We start from the raw sequence: 18,273 nt of genomic DNA on the forward strand, positions 1-18,273 counted from the left end.
CCTGTGGTCGTCGCGGGACGCATCCCGTTTCACATTTCTGATTGACCGTTTTGTGTGACCGCACACGTTCCACACCACGGCTATATTTATTGCGCCGCACAAGGATTCCGCCCTGCCGCCGCTCTTATTGACGACTTGCATAACCGATATACCGGGGCTTGGAAAGGGGGTAATGATAGCGCTACCAGATAGTTTGCGCGCGGTATCGATTGCAGCCCGCGCGTCCGACGCAGCCCATAAAAAACGACACCGTTCACAGAGAACGATGTCGCTTTTTTTACTACGCTTACGAAAATAACGGCGGACAGCACAACCCGCAAGGCTGTCCGCCGCTATCTGAAGCACGGGGCGCGCTCCGAGGAGACCGGACCCCGCGTCCCAGATTCTAGAAACGGTAGGCCAGACCGACCGAAGCGACGACCGGGTTCAGATCGACCTTGGACTTCAGCGCGCCGTCATTGATCTTGGCATCGGTGTTGAACCATACCTTTTTCACGTCGGCGTTGAGTGCCCAGTTACCCTTCAGGGCGATATCGACGCCGCCCTGAAGCGCATAGCCCAGACCATCATCCAGCTTCACCTTGAAGCCGTTATAGTCCTTGCTGTTGTAGAAGATCATGGCGTTGACGCCCGCCCCCACATAGGGGCTGACGCGGCCCTTGGGGTTAAAGTGGTACTGGGCGGCGATGACCGGCGGCAGGACGCGCGTCGTATGCACCTTCACATCGGTCGTGCCACCAACGGCGCGCACTTCGTGCTTGGACGTACCCAGAATGGCCTCAACGGCGATATGGTCGGTAAAGAAGTAGGTGAAGCCGAGGCTGGGGATGGTGTCGTCCTTGACCTTGACATCCAGACCGCTATCGACGCCTGCGGCTGTCTTGATGTCGCCCTTTTCGTCCGGGGCGACGCTGGTGATGCGGGTGGTGACGATGAACTGCCCCTTGGCCTTGGGTTTGAACTCCTGCGCCGAAGCGCCATTGGCAAGGCCCATAACCAGAAGGCTGGCACCGATCAGATAAGCGATTTTCATGGCGAATACTCCTCTTCGTGCGTTTCGCTTCGAAGTTGGGTTTAACCGCCCGCCGCACGGCTGTGACCTGCGCATTACGCCGCGCGTCAGCCTGCCTCAGGGACCGGTCGTCGCGCGACAAATAACCACATTTATTTCATGGATACTCAATGATTGCGGCGGCGGCACAAGGATTGTATGACCGGAACGTAGCCGCTCTGAAAGGTAAAGGCATGTCCGTTCGCAATCTCACACCCGCCGAAGTTCAGGCCGCCCTCGACAGCGGTGCGATCCACCTGATTGATGTGCGCGAGGTGTATGAGTATGAGCGCGTGCGCGTCGCCGGCAGCCTTAACCTGCCCCTGTCCACCTTTCATCCGGCCGAACTGCCACAGGACGGCAAGGAGATCATCTTCATGTGCGCCGGGGGTGTGCGTTCGCTGCGCGCCATTGAAGCGGCGCAGGCGTTCGGTCTCACTACCGACGCGCATCTCGCCCCCGGCATCAATGGCTGGATCGCTGCGGGCCTGCCGGTGGAAGGCTGATTATTTAGAGGTGAGACTGTCGAAAAGGCCCCCGTCGTCGAAGTGTCGGGCCTGAACCGCGGGCCAGCCGCCAAGATCGCGGATGGTGGTCAGTTCTATCGACGGGAACTGTGCCGCATATTTGGTTGCTGCGGCCGCCTCCAGCGGACGGTAATAATATTTGCCGACAAGGTCCTGCGCGGGCGGGCTATAGAGATACTCCAGATAGGCTTTGGCCACCTCAGCCGTGCCGCGTTTGGCGACCAACTTGTCGAGCCAGGCCACCGGCGGTTCGGTCAGGATCGAGGTCGGCGGGGTCACGATCTCCAGCGCGTCTCCTGCGCCTAATTCCTTCACCGCCAGATGGGCTTCGTTCTCCCAGGTAAGAAGAACATCGCCGAGCCCGCGCTGGACAAAGGTCGTGGTCGATCCGCGGGCGCCGGTATCGAGCACGGGGACATGAGCATAGAGCTGGCGAATAAACTCTTCGGCACCCGCTTCGCCGCCGCGTGTTTTGAGCGCCCACGCCCAGGCCGCCAGATAGTTCCAGCGCGCGCCGCCGCCGGTCTTGGGATTGGGGGTAATGACCTCCACACCACGGCGGATCAGATCACCCCAGTCCCTGAGGCCTTTCGGGTTCCCCTTGCGCACCAGAAACACAATCGTCGAGGTATAAGGGGCCGACTCATGCGGCAGCCGGGCCTGCCAGTTGGGATCAGTCAGGCCCGCCTTGGCGAGGCGGTCGATGTCGGCCGACAAGGCCAGCGTCACCACATCGGCCTCAAGACCGTCGATCACCGCGCGCGCCTGTTTGCCGGACCCACCGTGTGACTGACGGATCACGACCTCTTGCCCGGTCTTCTCTTGCCAGTGTTTGGCGAACAGACCGTTGAACTCTTCGTAGAATTCCCGTGTCGGATCATAGGAGACGTTAAGCAGTTCGAGAGCCGGCTTTTTCGCCGCCGGCGCGGGTGTACAGGCCGACAGCAAGGTCAGAGCGGTGGCGCTGGTCAGAAGGTGGCGGCGGTCAAGGACAGGTGTGGTCATGAAAGTCATCCAGTGAAGAGGGCGTCTGCACAGGTGCGCAGACGCCCGACTGTCAGGTCTTTGATCTGATCAGGCTCAGTGCGCTGATCAGAACGCTTTACGCACAGTGACGCCGAAGCTGCGCGGGTCGCCGGGCTGGCCATAGATGGCGCCGGAGTTCCCGGCCTGAAGGCTGAGGAATTGAAGATACTCTTCGTTGAAGGCGTTCTTGGCCCACAGGAAGACCTCGGTGCCGCCGCTGGCGCGGTAGCCAACGCGGAAGTTGGCGATGGTCGAAGCTTCGACGACCGTATATTTCGATACCGACGGATCAGAGTTCCAGTCCGATCGGTAGGAGACATCACCGCTAAAATAGGCGTCGCCGCTCAGCTTGCCGATGGTCGCCGGGTGGTTATATTCCCAGCCGACAGCCCCCGCCCACTTCGACACACCGGGCAGGTCCTTGCCGCTGAGGTCGGCAACGGAGGAACTGGAGGTTTGCAGCTCCAGAGGGGCCGGACCGTTCCTGAACGAGGCGTACTTGCCGTCGGTATAGCTCACCGAGCCATAGATCAGCAGGTTGTCGGTCGCACGGAACTTGCCGTCCAGTTCGACGCCGCGCACCTCGACCTTCTCGATATTGGCGAGGTAGGGACGAATGGCCCCCAGATTGCCGTCCACCACGGTCGCCTGATAGTCTTTGACGTTCGTGCTGTAGATCGCGACATTGACCGTGCCGCGCTTGTCCCAGAACTGCGTCTTCAGGCCCGCTTCGATGGTCTCCACCTCTTCCGGCTTAACGACGATGGAGGCGGTGAAGGGCTGGAAGTTGGCATCGACCGGCACGCCCGCAGCATTGATGCCGCCCGACTTATAGCCCTTCGACAGGTTGACATAGCCCAGCACGGTGGGCGTCAGGTCATAGGCGAAGTTGATCTGACCCGACGGGCTGTCGTCCTGATAATCGGCCGTATAGGCATAGGTCGGGGCGATATTGTTCTTGGCCGTGATCTGGGCCGGAACTGTGGTCGCCAGACCGCCGGTGACGATCTGGCGGAAGCTGCCGTCCTTTTCTTCATAGGTGTAGCGCAGGCCCGGCGTGATACGGAAACGATCCGTCACGTTCCAGGTCAGTTGCCCGAACAGGGCATAGGAGCGCACCTTGGTCACCACGTGGGTGTTGGAGGTCATGCCGTCGATCAGGTTTGCGGGCACACTGGTGCCGATCAGCCAGAAGGCACCGTCCTTGCCCCACTGTTCCACGCCATTGGTTTCGACGCGCTGATTGAAGCCATAGGCCCCTACCACCCAGTTGACCTTGCGATCGCCATTGGAGGCCAGACGCACCTCCTGAGAGATTTGCTGCTGTTCGGAATAGTTGTTCGACTTAGTACGGATCGACAGAGAGGTGTAGTCGCGGTCGTTCTGCGGCGTCCAGTCCCAGTCACGATAGGCCGTGATCGAGGTCAGGGTGACATCGCCCAGGTCCCAGTTGACCGTACCCGACAGGCCATTGATCACCTGCTTGGCTTCCAGCGGCGAATTGACATCGACCAGCCGGTCATAGGGGTTGGTGGACGGCGGCGCGTAGTTGAGCGCCGCGGCCAGGGCCGGAAACTGACGATTGGCGGCCCGCAGCGATGCGCCATAGCGCACGAAGGTCTGGGTATTGGCTTCCGGGTCCTGATAGGCGAAATCGTAGGACAGGCGCACATTGAGCTTATCCGATGGCTTCCACAGCAGTTGAGCGCGCAGGACCTGACTGTTCAGATCGTTCTGCTTGACGTTCAGATAGGTGTTCTTGAACAGGCCATCGCGCTTGGTGCCGCCAAAGGCGACTCGCACCGCCACCGTGTCGCTGAGCGGACCCGACAGGCTGACCTTGGTTTGCAGGAAGCCATAGTCACCGACGCTGGCCTCGACACGGCCTTCCGGCGTGAAGCTGGGGGCGCGGGTGGTGATGTTGAGGGCGCCGGCAGTGGTGTTCTTACCAAACAAGGTGCCTTGCGGGCCGCGCAGGATTTCGACGCGCTCAATGTCGATCAGATCGACAACGGCCGAGCCGGGGCGGGCATAGAAGACTTCATCGACGTATATGCCGACACCCTGCTCAAGCCCGTCATTGGTCAGGCCAATGCCCGACCCCAGACCGCGAATGGTCGTCGCCGTGTTGCGTGGGTTGGACGAGATGAATTGCAGGCTCGGCTGAACCTTTTGCAGGTTCTCGACATTGTAGATGCCGGCGGATTCCAGCTGCTCACCGGAGATGGCCGAGACGGCGATCGGCACCTTTTGCAGGTTTTCGCTTTTGCGGCGGGCGGTGACATAGACGTCAGTGACTTCGGCCTTGCTCCGGTCGGCAGCAGCGGGGGCCTCATCATCAGCGGCAAAAGCCGGTAAAGTCAGGGCGAGTGAAGACACACCAGCCAGAAGGGCAAGCGCGACCTTCCCCGCCTGTGCAGCGGAGGGGGAGATAGACATGGAGGAAACCTTCGTGTGTGAAAGGCGACGCTTCCGGTCGGTCCGGTCAGGGCGCGGTGCTTTTCTTTTGTTTAAGCGGACTAATCGCGGCGGGTCTCGAAACGGACCTTTTCGCTTTTTTCGATCTGAACGATACGCGAGTCGTGGATGACCACTTCGACCGATCCATAACGGATCTGGCTGATGGCATTCAGAATATGCTGTTCCGCGTCAGAGAGAGGGCGCGGCGCGGTCAGGTGATGCAGAGGGCTCATGGTGTTTACCTCAGCGGCGATAATTACCATCAAATAAGTCGTCTATAACCCCGTTTCCGTCAAATGAATTCTGGCAGAGTTTAGAAATGATCCTGTGTCCGAACACCCCCCCAGAGGGGCGTATGCACGCAAAAAGCAAGAGAGAATTGAATTTATTTATTTGTATTTAAACAGATATTTTTAAGCACCTGCAAATGCCCACGATGAATCTACACGCACAGATTACCAAAAGCGGCACCTCAAAGGTCCGCCACAATCTCGCCCGGCTTTAGCCATTCTAATCCAAATTCGACTTAAAACGGTTTTAATTCCGCTCAGGCGCCATGGAAGAAGTCGTAGATGCGCTGAGCCAGGGCCTCATTGATGCCCTCCACTTTGCGCAGGTCTTCGATACGCGCCTTGCCCACCTCCCGGCCTGACCCGAAGGCGGCCAGCAGGGCGCGCTTTTTACGAGGACCGATCCCTTCGATCTCATCCAGCGGATTTTTGGTGATCGCGGCGTCGCGCTTCTGGCGATTGGCTCCGATGGCATAGCGGTGCGCCTCATCGCGCAGGCGCTGAAGATAGTACAGGACCGGCGATTTGGGCTCCATCATGAAAGGGGCGCGCCCCGGCATAAAGAAGCGCTCCATCCCGGCGTCGCGATCCGGCCCCTTGGCCACGCCGACAATGCGGATATCTTCCATTCCGAGTTCGCGCATCACGTCCAGAACGGCCTCCAGCTGCCCCTGCCCGCCATCGACCAGCACCAGATCCGGACGGCCAAAGCCTTCTTCCTCTGTCGCATCTTCCGCGCGGTTCTTCAGACGCAAAAACCGACGACGGAACACTTCGCGCATCATGGCGTAGTCGTCACCGGCCGTCATCTTATCGAGGTCGCGGATGGTGAATTTACGGTACTGCCCCTTCATAAAGCCTTCGGGCCCCGCGACGACCATGCCGCCAACGGCGTGCGTGCCGCCAAGGTGCGAGTTGTCGTAAACCTCAATGCGGTTGGGCGGGGCGGGCAGCTCAAACACCTCCGCCACGCCTCTCAACAGGCGCGTCTGCGCCGACTGTTCGGCCATACGCCGCCCCAAGGCCGCCTTGGCGTTGTTGAGGGCATGGGCCACGGCATCGGCCTTTTCGCCCCGGCGCGGGCAATGGATCTCGACCTTACGACCGGCGCGCAGTGACAGGGCCTCCATCATCAGGTCCGGCTCGCTCAAGGGGTGAGAGACAAGGATCAGCTTCGGCACCGGGCGGTCCTGATAGAACTGCCCCAGAAAGGCGTCGAGGATTTCGCCCTCGGCACTGTCGGCCTCTTCGCCGCTGTCGGGCACGCGGGGGAAGTAGGCGCGGTCGCCCCAGTTCTGCCCCGCGCGGAAAAAGATAGTCTGAACACAGGCCGCCCCACCTTCGCTAACCACCGCAAAAACGTCGGCCTCGGCCTCACCAATGCCGATGGAGGACGTCATGGAGACGTGGTTGAGCGCCCGCACCCGGTCACGCAGGTGCGCCGCCTTCTCGAAATCCATATCGTCTGAGGCCTTCATCATGCGCTTGGTCAGGTCGTCGATGACCACGCGCGAGCGGCCTTTGAGAAAGGCCTCGGCCTGTCCCACCAGTGCGCTGTAATCCTCAAGGCTGACTTCACCCGTGCACGGCGCCGAACAGCGGCGAATCTGATGTAACATGCAGGGCCGCGTGCGCGAGGCATAGACGCTGTCGGTGCAGGTACGCAGTAGGAAGGCGCGTTGCAGCGTGTCGAGCGTGCGGTTGACCGCCTGAGTCGAAGCGAAGGGGCCGAAATATTCGCCCTGAATGGCGTGCGCCCCGCGGTGCTTAGTGATCTGCGCCGCCGCGTGGTCCTTGCGCACAAGTATCTCGGCAAAGGATTTATCGTCGCGCAGCAGCACATTATAGCGCGGCTTAAGCGCCTTGATCAGGCGCGCCTCCAGCAGCAGGGCCTCGCCCTCGGTCTGGGTGCGCACAATCACCATCGACCGCGTCAGATAGACCATGCGCGCGATGCGTTGGGCATGGACGCGACCCTGCGCATACTGAAGGATGCGCTTTTTCAACGACTTGGCCTTACCCACATAGAGCACCTCGTCGTTTTCGCCGATCATGCGATAGACGCCAGGCTTGTCTTCCGCCAGCCGCGCCTCACGCAGGATCAGAGCCGCCCCCGTCAGGGGCTCATCGGTCGGCAGGGTTTCGGTTAAGGCATCGGTCGGCAGGTCGGACATGCTCCCGATATAGGCGAAGGGCCGGAACGGGGCAAGAACATCCGCATCCACCTTCTCTTCTTAAATGACACAATTGCAAAGGTGCGCCACAGGAATTGACTTGCCTTCGTCAAGGCATGGCGTCATGGAGGGACACCGCACACAAAATCGTGATCGCATGACCGCCACGCCTGCCGCCCGATCGTCCGAAATCCGCGCCCTCACGGGACTGCGCGGCGTCGCGGCCCTGTTCGTCGTGCTCTATCACGCCACGGGCTATTTCCGCTTTCCCGATCCCTGGCAGCACTATGTGCGGCATGGCTATATTTCGGTCGATCTGTTCTTTGTCCTGTCCGGCTTCGTCATGGCCATGACCTATGGCAAGCTGTTCGACACAGGCTTTCAATGGGCGAACTTCCGCAAGTTCATCCTGATGCGCGTGGCGCGCGTCTGGCCGCTGTTTGCGCTGATGACGCTGATTACCGCCGCCCTGATCCCGACCGTTCTCGGCAAACGCTATTATTACGAAGACGTCTGGCACGGCCTTTTGCCCAACCTGACCATGACTCAAGCCTGGGGGCTGGCCAATTCCATCGTGCGCCCGTCATGGTCGATCTCGACGGAATGGGCGGCCTATCTGGTCTTTCCGCTGCTGGTGATCGGCGCGATCAAAGGCTCCTGGCAACGCGCGCTTGTGTGGACCGCACTGGCCCTCGGCCTGCTGGCCCTGGTCGCGCACGGACCGCTGTGGTTTGGCCAAACCGTGCGCCGCTCCGGCCCGCTCGATATCGCCGCTTCCTACGCCAGCGGCACGATGCTGCGCTGTCTGCTCAGCTTCTTCGTCGGCATGGTCGCCTATCGCTTCCGGGCCATGGTGCCGTCGCGCACAGCCATCCTCTTCGTCGTCGCATCGCTGCTGCTGATCGCGTGGCGGCCTTCGGACCTGATTCTGGTCGGCCTGTTTGCCGGCCTGATCATGGCCCTGTCCGATGACGAGGGCCCGGTGGCCAAAGCCTTGTCATGGCGTCCGGTCTATCTCAGCGGCGTGTGGTCCTATGCCATCTACCTGATCCACGATGTCGTGCTGTTCGGTACCTTCCGCACCCTGCCGAAGTTCGGTCTGGCCCTGCCGGGGGAGCGGGTGCACTGGCTGGGGGCAGCCATTGGCGTAACGGTGGCGCTGGGGGCGCTCGCCCACTATGGCTTTGAAAAGCCTTCACGCGATGTGTTGCGTCGCCTGATTGGGCGCTGGACCGCACGCAAACCGGAGCTTCACGCCGTGACGGGCGATTTGTCCGCCGAGCCCGCCCCTACCACAACGGGTCAGGTGACGCCCCGCGCAGAGCTTCCTGTATCCGCCGTAAAGAGCCTCCGTTGATATTGGCCGGCAGGGCGTCAATATCGAAAAAATCGACTGTCTTGATTTCGCCCTGCGACGTCATCTCCCCGCGCTCAAACCGGTCAATGCGATACAGAAGCACGTGATCGCCGGGAAAGAAGCGTTCATTGGAATGGATGGACAGCAGGCGCGGCGTTTCCAGAGGGACAATGCCGGCCTCTTCGCGCAGTTCGCGCACCACGGCGTCTCCGGCGGTTTCCAGCGCATCGACACCGCCGCCCGGCAGCCACCAGCCTTCGAGATAGGTGTGCTCGATCAAAAGGACGCGTCGCTCGTCTTCGACCACAAGGCCGCGCACGCCCAGGGTCTTGCCCCGCGTCATGCGCGAATGGGCAAAGAACAGGGGCCGCGTGTACGGCTCGACAAGGCGCTTCCAGTTTTCCATGTGATAAAGATAATATAAATGTTCGCGCCCGCAACCCGTCGCGGAGCTTTTTCAGCGTCCCGGACGCAACAAGGCTTGAGTTCCCCGCCCAAGGCGCTTAATCAGATGAAAACAGGATCGACCGGAGCGTTTCAAATGCTGGCCATTGGTATTTTTGCGGGCTTCATCGCCTTCTACATGATCGTCAACTACATCGATTTTGGCCGTATTGACTAAATCGCGTCCCCAAGTCGCTCTGGTTACCGGTGCGGCCAAACGCATCGGTCGGGCTGTGGCCTTTGCCCTCGCCCAACGCGGCTATGATATCGGCGTTCATTACGGCACCTCCGCCAGCGATGCTCTGGCTCTGGTTGAGCAGTTGCGCGCGTCAGGTGTGCGCGCCGAAGCGCTTCAGGCGGACCTGTCGGACGCCGACAGTGTCAAGGCGCTGATCCCTGCGGCGGTGGCCGCTCTGGGGCCTCTCAGCCTGCTGATCAACAATGCCTCAGTGTTTTTCGATGATCGCGCCGGGACACTGACGGTCGAGCGGTGGCACGCGCATATGAACACCAATCTGCTGGCACCGGTGCTTCTGGCCCAGGGGTTTGCGGCGCAGGACGCTCTGCCCGACCGGGCGGCCATTGTTAATCTGATCGACCAGCGGGTGCTGAAACCCTCCCCGCCCTTCTTCTCCTACGGCCTGTCAAAGGCTGGGCTGTGGCACGCTACGCGCACGCTGGCGCAGGAACTGGCCCCGCGCATCCGCGTCAATGCCGTAGGGCCGGGCCCCACCCTGCCCTCCATCCACCAAACCGAAGCCGATTTCGAGGCCGAGGCCGCCTCTACCCTGCTGCGAAAGCGGGTCACACCGGAAGAGATCGCCGAGGCCGTGGTGTTTCTGGCCGAGGCCTCTTCGGTGACCGGCCAGATGATCTGCGTCGATTCGGGCCAGCATCTGGGCTGGAAGACACCGGATATGGAAGGGCTGTAACGCCTCACCAGCCCCGATGGTCTTCGCGCTATCGCTTGGCGCGTTATGGCCCTCTCCCCGCCATAGGCAGGGAGGTGTAAACTTGTGCGCTTACTTCGTGCGTTCGACGCTGTAATCGGTCAACGCTTCCAGCGCTGTGCGCCAGTCCGAGGCCTCAAAGCCTTTCAGCGCGTCCTTGGCCTTTTGCGCATAATGGCGGGCAGTTTCCATCGTCTGGGTCATCGCTCCCGATTCGACGATCAGGGCTTGTGCCTGCGCCAGATCGCCCTCGGTCTGCTCGCGCATCGAGACGGTGCGGTGCCAGAAATCAGCGGCTTGCGGCGTCGCCTTGACGGCCAAAATCAATGGCAGGGTCGCCTTGCCTTCGGCAAAGTCGTCACCGGCATTCTTGCCAAGACTCTGGGCCGTACCGCCGTAGTCGAGCGCATCGTCCTGGATCTGAAAGGCCAGACCGAGGTTCAGACCATAGTCGCGCAGGGCCTGCTGTCGCGCCGGGGACGCCCCTGCCGCCACGGCACCACTTTCCGAAGCCGCCGCAAACAAAGCCGCGGTCTTGGCCGAGATAATGTCGATATAGGTCTCTTCTGTCAGATTGACGTCATAGGCCTTCATCAGTTGCAGGACTTCGCCTTCGGCGATAACCCCCGACGCCTTGGACAGGATGCCCAGCGCCTGAAGCGAGTCGGTTTCCACCATCAACTCAAAGGCCCGCGCAAACAGGAAGTCACCGACCAGAACCGAAGACGGTGCGCCCCAGATAAGGTGGGCTGCGACCTTGCCCCGGCGCAACTGGCTGGAATCGACCACGTCGTCGTGCAGAAGGGTAGCCGTATGGATAAACTCGACGGCCGCCGACAGCTTTTGGTGGTGAATATTGGTCGTCCCGGCCAGACGCGCCGCCGCCACGCACAGCAGCGGACGCAAACGTTTGCCGCCGGCGCTGATCAGGTGTTCGGCCAGGGCCGGAATCACCGCAACGTCGCTTTGCATACGCTCGGTAATGATCGCGTTGACCGCCGCCATGTCGTCGGCGCACAGGCGCACAAGCGCCTCGACATCCGCCTTGCCCGCAGTCTCAGCGGGGGGGGATTTGTGCGTTTTCTCGATATTGGCCGTATCCAAAACCCACTACTCCGGCACACTTGGAAAGTGTTAAACCCCTTAAACTTCCTTTACGGCTTAGTCCATGCCCCGCGCGGCGAGTTTGTGCTATATCCCGATAAAATTGCTACAGTCCCGGATACACACCCCTTGCCAGAGACCGCCTTCTCGCCCCCTGCCGATGCCCTGCCGACGACCCTGCTGGGCGGTCGGGTGCGGCTGTGGCAACCGGCGAAGGGCTATCGAATCGGCATGGACGGGGCGCTGCTGGCGGCAGGGGCGGCGGGTATCATTCACGAAAAGAGGCCTCACTCATCCCCCGTAGCCCAGCCCTCCAACAGGGCCCAAGCGGGCCCCGGCGACCCTTCGCCGCTCTCGCGAAGGCCTGAGCGCAGCGAAGTAGCCGTGAGCGCTTTAGAGTTAGGTTGCGGCGTGGGGGGCGTCATTTTGTCGCTGGGCGCGCGCTGTCCGCAGGTGCGCGCCATAGGAATAGAGCGTGATGCGGCGACCTTTGCCCTGACCGAAGTCAATCTGGCGCAGGCGGGCGGTGACCATCGTGCGATTCACGGCGACATCGGTATGGGTTACCGCGCTTTCGACCTGCCGCGATTTGACCTTGTCCTGAGCAATCCGCCCTATTTCGACGACCCGGAAACGCTGCGCGCCCCGCATGAGTTAAAGCGCCCGGCGTGGATCGCCGATGACGGGCTTCAGGCGTGGCTCGACTTTGCGCAGGCCGCCGTGGTCGATGGCGGGGAGATTGTGTTCATCCACCGCGCCGACCGGCTTGCGGATATCTTAAGCGGCCTGCCGAAATGCGGGTCGTTTATCATCCGCCCCATTCAGCCTTTTGCCGATAAGGAGGCCAAGCGCATACTGGTGCGAGCCAAACGGCTGGGCAAGGCGCAGCTGCGCCTCCTGCCGCCGCTGATCCTGCACGACGAAGGCGAGCGCAAACACACACCAGAGGTCGAAGCGATCCTGCGCGGTGAGGCGGAATTGGGGTGGTAGAAAAACCCTGCCCTGATTCTACGTAAGACAGCCCCGCCGCGTGAACCGCGGCGGGATCTTCTGCTCCAAATAACGGGTGCAGGGGCGAGCCCTGCTCAGTTCACCGTTGGCTTGCCGATCACCAGATGATCGCCGTCAAAGCTGACGCTGATCACGTCGCCATCGGCAAACTCACCCACAAGGATGCGTTTAGCAATGGCATCGACCAGTTGCTTCTGGATTACCCGCTTCAAAGGCCTGGCGCCATAGGCCGGCTCGTAGCCCAGCTCGGCGAGGTGGTTGAGCGCCGCGTCGTCGATGGCGAGGGTCATCTGACGATCCTTCAGCAGCTTTTCCAGGCCCTTGAGCTGAATACGCACGATATTGCCCATCTGCCCCCGGCCGAGGCGGTGGAAGAGGATGGTTTCGTCGATGCGGTTGAGGAATTCCGGCCGGAAGTGGCGCTTGACCTCATCCATGACCAGACCGCGCACCATTTCGACGTCCTGACCGTCTTCCATATTCACGAGATACTGCGACCCCAGATTGGAGGTCATGACGATCAGGGTGTTGCGGAAATCGACCACACGCCCCTGCCCGTCCGTCAGCCGGCCGTCGTCCAGCACCTGAAGCAGGACGTTGAACACGTCCGGATGCGCCTTTTCGACCTCGTCAAACAACACGACCTGATAGGGCCGGCGGCGCACGGCCTCGGTCAGCGCCCCGCCCTCGTCATAGCCAACATAGCCCGGAGGCGCGCCGATCATGCGCGAAACCGCGTGCTTTTCCATATATTCCGACATGTCGAGGCGCGTGATGGCAGTCTCATCATCAAACAGGAATTCAGCCAAAGCCTTGTTCAACTCGGTCTTGCCGACGCCCGTCGGCCCCAGAAACAGAAAGGAGCCGATGGGACGGTTGGGGTCTTTGAGGCCCGCCCGCGCCCGGCGCACGGCATCGGACACGGCCTCAAGGGCCTCGTCCTGACCAACGACCCGCTTACGCAGTTCGTCCTCCATGCGCAGCAGCTTGTCGCGCTCGCCTTCCAGCATCTTGTCCACGGGAATACCGGTCCAGCGCGACACCACTTGGGCGATCTGCGCCGAATCGACGACTTCCGGCGTCAGCGGCGCCTCTTCCGACTTGGTTTCGGCCTCGGTGACCCTTTTTTCCAGTTGCGGAATCTGGCCGTAGAGGATTTCCGACGCCCGTTGCAGGTCGCCCGAACGCTGCGCCGACTGAAGCTCAATACGCGCGCGGTCCAGCGCTTCGCGGGCGCGCGAAGCGGCCCCGACCTTGTCCTTTTCCGACTGCCAGCGGGCAGTCAGTTGCGCCGACTTGCCCTCCAGATCACCCAGCTCCTCATTGAGCTTTTCCAGGCGCGTTTTCGAGCCCTGATCGCTTTCCTTCTGTAAGGCCTCGCGCTCGATCTTGAGCTGGACGATGCGGCGGTCCAGTTCATCCAGTTCTTCCGGCTTGGAATCGACGGCCATGCGCACGCGCGAACCGGCCTCGTCGATCAGGTCGATGGCCTTGTCAGGCAGGAAGCGGTCTGCAATGTAGCGGTTCGACAGGGTGGCCGCCGCCACGATGGCGCTGTCGGAAATCTTGACGCCGTGGTGGACCTCGTACTTTTCTTTCAGGCCGCGCAGGATCGAGATAGTGTCTTCGACCGTCGGTTCCTGCACAAAGACCGGCTGAAAGCGCCGGGCCAGAGCGGGGTCCTTTTCGACGTGCTTCTGGTATTCATCGAGCGTGGTCGCCCCCACGCAGTGCAGTTCACCGCGCGCCAGAGCGGGTTTCAACAGGTTCGAAGCGTCCATCGCCCCGTCCGACTTACCGGCACCGACCAGGGTGTGCATTTCGTCGATAAACAGCACGATCTGGCCTTCGGCCTGCGTGACTTCGTTGAGCACGGCCTTCAGCCGCTCCTCGAACTCACCGCGGTACTTGGCTCCGGCGATCAGCGCGCCCATGTCGAGCGACAAAAGCTTTTTGTCTTTCAGTGACTCCGGCACGTCGCCATTGACGATGCGCTGGGCCAGCCCTTCGACAATGGCCGTCTTACCCACGCCCGGCTCACCGATCAGGACGGGATTGTTCTTGGTGCGGCGGGCCAGCACCTGAATGGTACGACGGATTTCCTCGTCGCGTCCGATGACCGGGTCGATCTTGCCATCCAGCGCGGCCTGCGTGAGGTCACGCGCATATTTGTTCAACGCGTCGAACCCGGCCTCGGCATTGGCGGAGTTGGCGGGCTTGCCCTTGCGAAACTCTTTCTGCGCGTCTTTCAGCGCCCCCAGCGACGTGCCCGCCGCCTTAAGCAGGGCCGCCCCGTCGCTGTTGTTCAGCGCGGCGACCAGCAGACGGTCGGCGGTGACGAAGGCATCGCCCGCCTTGTTGGCGTCGTTTTCCGCTTCGGTGAACGCCTTGGCGGTATCATTGTGCATGTAAAGCTGTTGCGTGCCACCGGTGACGGACGGCAGCTTGTTCAGCGTCGTGTCGACCGCGCCGACAAAAGCTTCGGGGCGTCCGCCCGCGCGCTCGATCAGAGGCCGCGCCACGGACTCGCGGTCCTCGGTCAGGGCTTTGAGCAGATGCAGCGGGGTGAAATACTGGTGGTTGCGGCTTTGGGCAATGGCCTGCGCGCTTTGGATAAGTTTCTGAGTTTTCTCAGAGTATTTTTCGATATTCATCGTCTGGCTTCCCCTTTAGAGGCGGATGGATGTGACCGGCCCTTCGACGGAAGCAACCGCTCATCTCCTCCGATATGGTGTGATCTTCGCGCCACACAAGGGGGATTCACAGGGGAATTATTGTCGCAGCTAAAGCCGGATCACATAGGTCTTCAGCGTGGTCTCCACCACTTCCCACACGCCTGTGAAGCCCGGCGAAATGACAAAGCGCGTCCCGGCCTCCAGCCGCAGCGGGGCCTTGCCGTCCTCGTGCAGGATCGAGACGCCTTCGAGGATTTCGCAATATTCCCACTCGTCATAAACGACGCGCCACGCGCCCGGCGTCGCCTGCCAGAAGCCGGCATATGTCTTTTCATCCTCGGAGGTGTCGAGGTTCCACGTCAGAAAGCGCGGATCACCGGACACGACGCGCTCCGCAGCCGGCGCACCGGTTTCGGGCTCAGGCAGGGCGTTGCGATCGAACAGAATCAAAGACATGCACACCTCGGAAACAAAACCGGCCCCGATTAAACATCGGAGCCGGTTTCAATTCCACCAAATAAGCCGAAAGCCTATTTCGGGGCCAGAATCATGATCATCTGGCGGCCTTCCATCTTGGGCTCATATTCCACCTTGGTGGTCGCCTCGAAGTCGGCCTTGACCTGATTGAGCAGCTTCATCCCCAGTTCCGGGTGGGCCATTTCACGGCCACGGAAGCGGAGCGTCACCTTGACCTTGTCGCCTTCTTCGAAGAAGCGCGTCATGGCCTTGGCCTTCACCTCATAATCGTGCTTGTCGATATTGGGGCGGAGCTTGATTTCCTTGATTTCGACGACCTTCTGCTTCTTGCGCGCTTCGGCCTTCTTCTTCTGCTCCTGAAAGCGGAACTTACCGTAGTCGAGAATCTTGCAGACGGGCGGGTCGGCGGTCGGGGAGACTTCGACCAGATCAAGACCGGCTTCCTCGGCGGCTTCGAGCGCGGCGGACGTCGGCATGATGCCTTGTTTCTCACCGTTCTGGTCGATCAAAAGGACGCGCGGAACCTTGATGTCCTGATTGATACGGGGGCCGTCTTTCGCGGGCGGAGCTTGCATTGGGCGACGAATAGGGATGTCTCCATAGACTGTTTAAACGAACCGGACTCACCTGTCCGGAATTGGGGCCTAATTATAGGAAGGGCCTAGGGGTGATCAATCCCCTTTATGGCGCGCAAGGCGTTAATTTTTCAGCCAGTTGCCGCTTCACCTCATGTAAGCAGCGAGCGGTAGATATCAAGGGTCGCCGCACACATGGTTTCCATGCTGAAACGCTCATGCACACGTGCCCGGCCAGCGGCCCCCATGACGGCGCGCGCCGGGGCCGAGGTCAGGGCCGCCACCCGCAGGGCATCGGCCCAGGCTGTGACATCGCCGGGTGTCACCAGCCAGCCGGTCACCGCGTCTTCGACCGTTTCCGCCGTCGCGCCGTGTTTAGCCGCCAATACCGGGCGGCCCATGGCCTGCGGCTCGACCGCCGTGCGCCCGAAGGCTTCGGGCTCCAGCGAGGGGGCCAGCGCAAAATCGCACAGAGTATAGGCGGCGGGCATGTCGGAACAGTGGCCGACGATCTTCACCTGCGTTTCCAGGCCGAGCCCCGCCGCCAGTGCGCGCAATTCCTGCGTATAGTCGCTACGCCCTTGATCGTCACCCGCGAGGATCAGTTGCACATCGCTGCGCCCCAGCCCTCTGAGCGCTTCGATCACCAGAGTCTGCCCCTTCCAGCGCGTCAGACGCCCGGCCAGCAAAAACCGTGTGCGGCCATCCCCGCGCTCAATACCCCACGCCGTGGCCAGCTTGTCGAGGCGCGCGGACTCCACAGCCGCCGGATCGAACTTTTTGAGGTCCACGCCGCGCGGCACGGCGATGACCTTGGCCGGGTCGAGGTCGTACGCGCGCAGTACATGATCGCGCGTATAGTCGGAATTGGCGATCACCACATCCGCCGTGGTCATGCGCCCGTTGTACCAGCGCTTAAACCCTGACCCGGCCTTATATATACCGTGATAGGTGGTGACGGTCTTCACCCCTTCGGCCTTCGCCGCGGGCAGCGCCGACAGCGCCGGGGCGCGTGAGCGCACGTGCACGATATCGGGCCTTTCCCGGCGGATCAGCGACCGCAGCGCATAGTAGTTCTTGAACTGCACATAGGGGTTCTTCGAATGCACGGGCAAGGGCACGACCACCGCGCCGATCTGTTTCAGATAGCCCTCAAGCCGTCCACCCTTCGAGACCACTATGGCCCGCCCCCCGGCCTCGATCACTGCGCGCGCCACATCGACCACGGTCTGTTCCACGCCACCTGTATCCAGCTCAGGAACGACCTGCATCACGGTATAGGGGAAGGACGAAGGAGAAGATGAAGGGGAGGATTTCAGGGGCATAAGCGCTTGTTCGAGAGGCTCCGGGCAATTAAGGCTTATGCGCATGAGCACCGAGCCAAATCAAGACAGCACGCAGTTTCTCAACGCGTCGATCGCTTACCGCCACGTCAGAGGCGAAGGGCCCACCGTCCTGTGGCTGGGCGGCTTCAAGTCGGATATGACCGGTTCAAAGGCCGAAGCGCTGGCGCAGACCGCCCGCGCCGAAGGCTGGGATTTCCTGCGCTTTGATTATGCCGCGCACGGGGAAAGCCCCGGTCGCTGGGAAGAGGCCCGCGTCGGTCAGTGGCGGCAGAATGTGCTGGACGTAGTGGATCACCTGACCGCCGGGCCCCTGCTGATCATCAGCTCCAGCATGGGCGGCTGGATGGCGTCGCTTCTGATGCGCGACCGGCCCGAACGGGTGAAGGCCGCCGTCTTCATCGCCCCGGCGCCTGACTTTGCCACCGAACTGATGCTGCCGTCGCTATCGCCCGAAGACCGGCGGTCGCTGGAGGTTTCCGGCTTTTTCCACCTGCGCGGCTACGACTACGATGTGCCCATGTCGCAGGCCTTTTTCGATGAGGCGCGCGACCACCGGGTGTTGGATCAGCCGCTCGCCTTCGACGGGCCGGTGCGCATCCTGCACGGCCTTGCGGACGAGGTGGTGCCGTGGCCGCACGGTCTGCGGCTGGCGCAGCATCTGTCGTCAAAAGACGTGACGTTGGAACTGATCAAGGGCGGTGATCACCGCCTGTCCGGACCCGCCGATTTGCGGCGGCTGGTCGATACGGTGCGCGCCCTGCGGCCCCTTGCCAAGCCGTAAGATTTGATACCAGATAGGGCAAAGC

17 protein-coding genes are annotated in these 18,273 nt (G+C 61.5%); 6 read left to right on the forward strand and 11 right to left on the reverse strand.

Features of this window, described 5'->3' with window-relative positions; genetic code table 11:
- Window positions 1-385: 385 nt before the first annotated feature.
- Window positions 386-1,033 carry an OmpW/AlkL family protein gene (locus PQU94_RS09560; protein WP_272741243.1) on the reverse strand — a complete coding sequence of 216 codons (648 nt, stop codon included), beginning with the start codon at window positions 1,031-1,033 and terminating at the stop codon, window positions 386-388.
- Window positions 1,034-1,245: 212 nt separating this feature from the next.
- On the opposite strand from PQU94_RS09560, the gene PQU94_RS09565 reads away from it, so the two are divergent.
- A complete protein-coding gene (locus PQU94_RS09565) occupies window positions 1,246-1,557 on the forward strand; it encodes a rhodanese-like domain-containing protein (RefSeq protein WP_272741244.1) in 312 nt (103 codons plus the stop codon).
- Here PQU94_RS09565 and PQU94_RS09570 read toward each other — a convergent pair whose 3' ends face one another.
- From PQU94_RS09570 to uvrC, 4 genes are all read right to left on the reverse strand, one after another.
- A complete protein-coding gene (locus PQU94_RS09570; RefSeq protein WP_438263739.1) occupies window positions 1,558-2,583 on the reverse strand; it encodes a sulfate ABC transporter substrate-binding protein in 1,026 nt (341 codons plus the stop codon).
- Between the two features lie 87 nt (window positions 2,584-2,670).
- A complete protein-coding gene (locus PQU94_RS09575; RefSeq protein ID WP_272741246.1) occupies window positions 2,671-5,043 on the reverse strand; it encodes a TonB-dependent receptor in 2,373 nt (790 codons plus the stop codon).
- Between the two features lie 80 nt (window positions 5,044-5,123).
- Window positions 5,124-5,297 carry a YezD family protein gene (locus PQU94_RS09580; RefSeq protein WP_272741247.1) on the reverse strand — a complete coding sequence of 58 codons (174 nt, stop codon included), beginning with the start codon at window positions 5,295-5,297 and terminating at the stop codon, window positions 5,124-5,126.
- Window positions 5,298-5,611: 314 nt separating this feature from the next.
- On the reverse strand, window positions 5,612-7,528 hold the full coding sequence (uvrC, locus tag PQU94_RS09585) for an excinuclease ABC subunit UvrC (RefSeq protein WP_272741512.1): 1,917 nt from the start codon (window positions 7,526-7,528) through the stop codon (window positions 5,612-5,614).
- Window positions 7,529-7,685: 157 nt separating this feature from the next.
- On the opposite strand from uvrC, the gene PQU94_RS09590 reads away from it, so the two are divergent.
- On the forward strand, window positions 7,686-8,885 hold the full coding sequence (locus tag PQU94_RS09590) for an acyltransferase family protein (RefSeq protein ID WP_272741248.1): 1,200 nt from the start codon (window positions 7,686-7,688) through the stop codon (window positions 8,883-8,885).
- On the opposite strand, the gene PQU94_RS09595 is transcribed toward PQU94_RS09590, so the two are convergent.
- A complete protein-coding gene (locus PQU94_RS09595) occupies window positions 8,818-9,291 on the reverse strand; it encodes an NUDIX domain-containing protein (RefSeq protein ID WP_272741249.1) in 474 nt (157 codons plus the stop codon). The genes PQU94_RS09590 and PQU94_RS09595 overlap by 68 nt on opposite strands.
- A gap of 18 nt (window positions 9,292-9,309) precedes the next feature.
- Between PQU94_RS09595 and PQU94_RS09600 the strand changes: the two genes are divergently transcribed.
- A complete protein-coding gene (locus tag PQU94_RS09600; RefSeq protein WP_272741250.1) occupies window positions 9,310-9,507 on the forward strand; it encodes a hypothetical protein in 198 nt (65 codons plus the stop codon).
- The gene (locus PQU94_RS09605) at window positions 9,500-10,261 is read left to right on the forward strand and encodes an SDR family oxidoreductase (protein ID WP_272741251.1); all 762 of its coding nucleotides are present in this window, start codon (window positions 9,500-9,502) and stop codon (window positions 10,259-10,261) included. Before PQU94_RS09600 ends, PQU94_RS09605 begins: the two co-directional genes overlap by 8 nt.
- A 90-nt stretch (window positions 10,262-10,351) precedes the next feature.
- On the opposite strand, the gene PQU94_RS09610 is transcribed toward PQU94_RS09605, so the two are convergent.
- The gene (locus PQU94_RS09610; protein WP_272741252.1) at window positions 10,352-11,383 is read right to left on the reverse strand and encodes a polyprenyl synthetase family protein; all 1,032 of its coding nucleotides are present in this window, start codon (window positions 11,381-11,383) and stop codon (window positions 10,352-10,354) included.
- A 165-nt stretch (window positions 11,384-11,548) separates the two neighbouring features.
- On the opposite strand from PQU94_RS09610, the gene PQU94_RS09615 reads away from it, so the two are divergent.
- On the forward strand, window positions 11,549-12,373 hold the full coding sequence (locus PQU94_RS09615) for a tRNA1(Val) (adenine(37)-N6)-methyltransferase (RefSeq protein WP_438263741.1): 825 nt from the start codon (window positions 11,549-11,551) through the stop codon (window positions 12,371-12,373).
- A gap of 95 nt (window positions 12,374-12,468) precedes the next feature.
- Here PQU94_RS09615 and clpB read toward each other — a convergent pair whose 3' ends face one another.
- The 4 genes from clpB to PQU94_RS09635 all read right to left on the reverse strand — a co-directional run bounded on the left by clpB (window position 12,469) and on the right by PQU94_RS09635 (window position 17,392).
- Window positions 12,469-15,048, reverse strand: a complete 2,580-nt coding sequence (gene clpB, locus PQU94_RS09620) for an ATP-dependent chaperone ClpB (RefSeq protein WP_272741254.1) — start codon at window positions 15,046-15,048, stop codon at window positions 12,469-12,471.
- Between the two features lie 129 nt (window positions 15,049-15,177).
- Window positions 15,178-15,525: a cupin domain-containing protein gene (locus PQU94_RS09625; protein ID WP_272741255.1), complete on the reverse strand. Its 348-nt coding sequence runs from the start codon at window positions 15,523-15,525 to the stop codon at window positions 15,178-15,180.
- A gap of 74 nt (window positions 15,526-15,599) precedes the next feature.
- Complete coding sequence (infC, locus tag PQU94_RS09630) at window positions 15,600-16,121, reverse strand: translation initiation factor IF-3 (RefSeq protein WP_272741256.1); 522 nt, start codon at window positions 16,119-16,121, stop codon at window positions 15,600-15,602.
- 152 nt (window positions 16,122-16,273) lie between these two features.
- Window positions 16,274-17,392 carry a glycosyltransferase family 4 protein gene (locus tag PQU94_RS09635; protein ID WP_272741513.1) on the reverse strand — a complete coding sequence of 373 codons (1,119 nt, stop codon included), beginning with the start codon at window positions 17,390-17,392 and terminating at the stop codon, window positions 16,274-16,276.
- A gap of 97 nt (window positions 17,393-17,489) precedes the next feature.
- On the opposite strand from PQU94_RS09635, the gene PQU94_RS09640 reads away from it, so the two are divergent.
- Window positions 17,490-18,248 carry an alpha/beta hydrolase gene (locus tag PQU94_RS09640; protein WP_272741257.1) on the forward strand — a complete coding sequence of 253 codons (759 nt, stop codon included), beginning with the start codon at window positions 17,490-17,492 and terminating at the stop codon, window positions 18,246-18,248.
- Window positions 18,249-18,273: the final 25 nt, after the last annotated feature.

This window comes from Asticcacaulis currens, from assembly GCF_028550395.1.
GTDB lineage: Bacteria > Pseudomonadota > Alphaproteobacteria > Caulobacterales > Caulobacteraceae > Asticcacaulis > Asticcacaulis currens.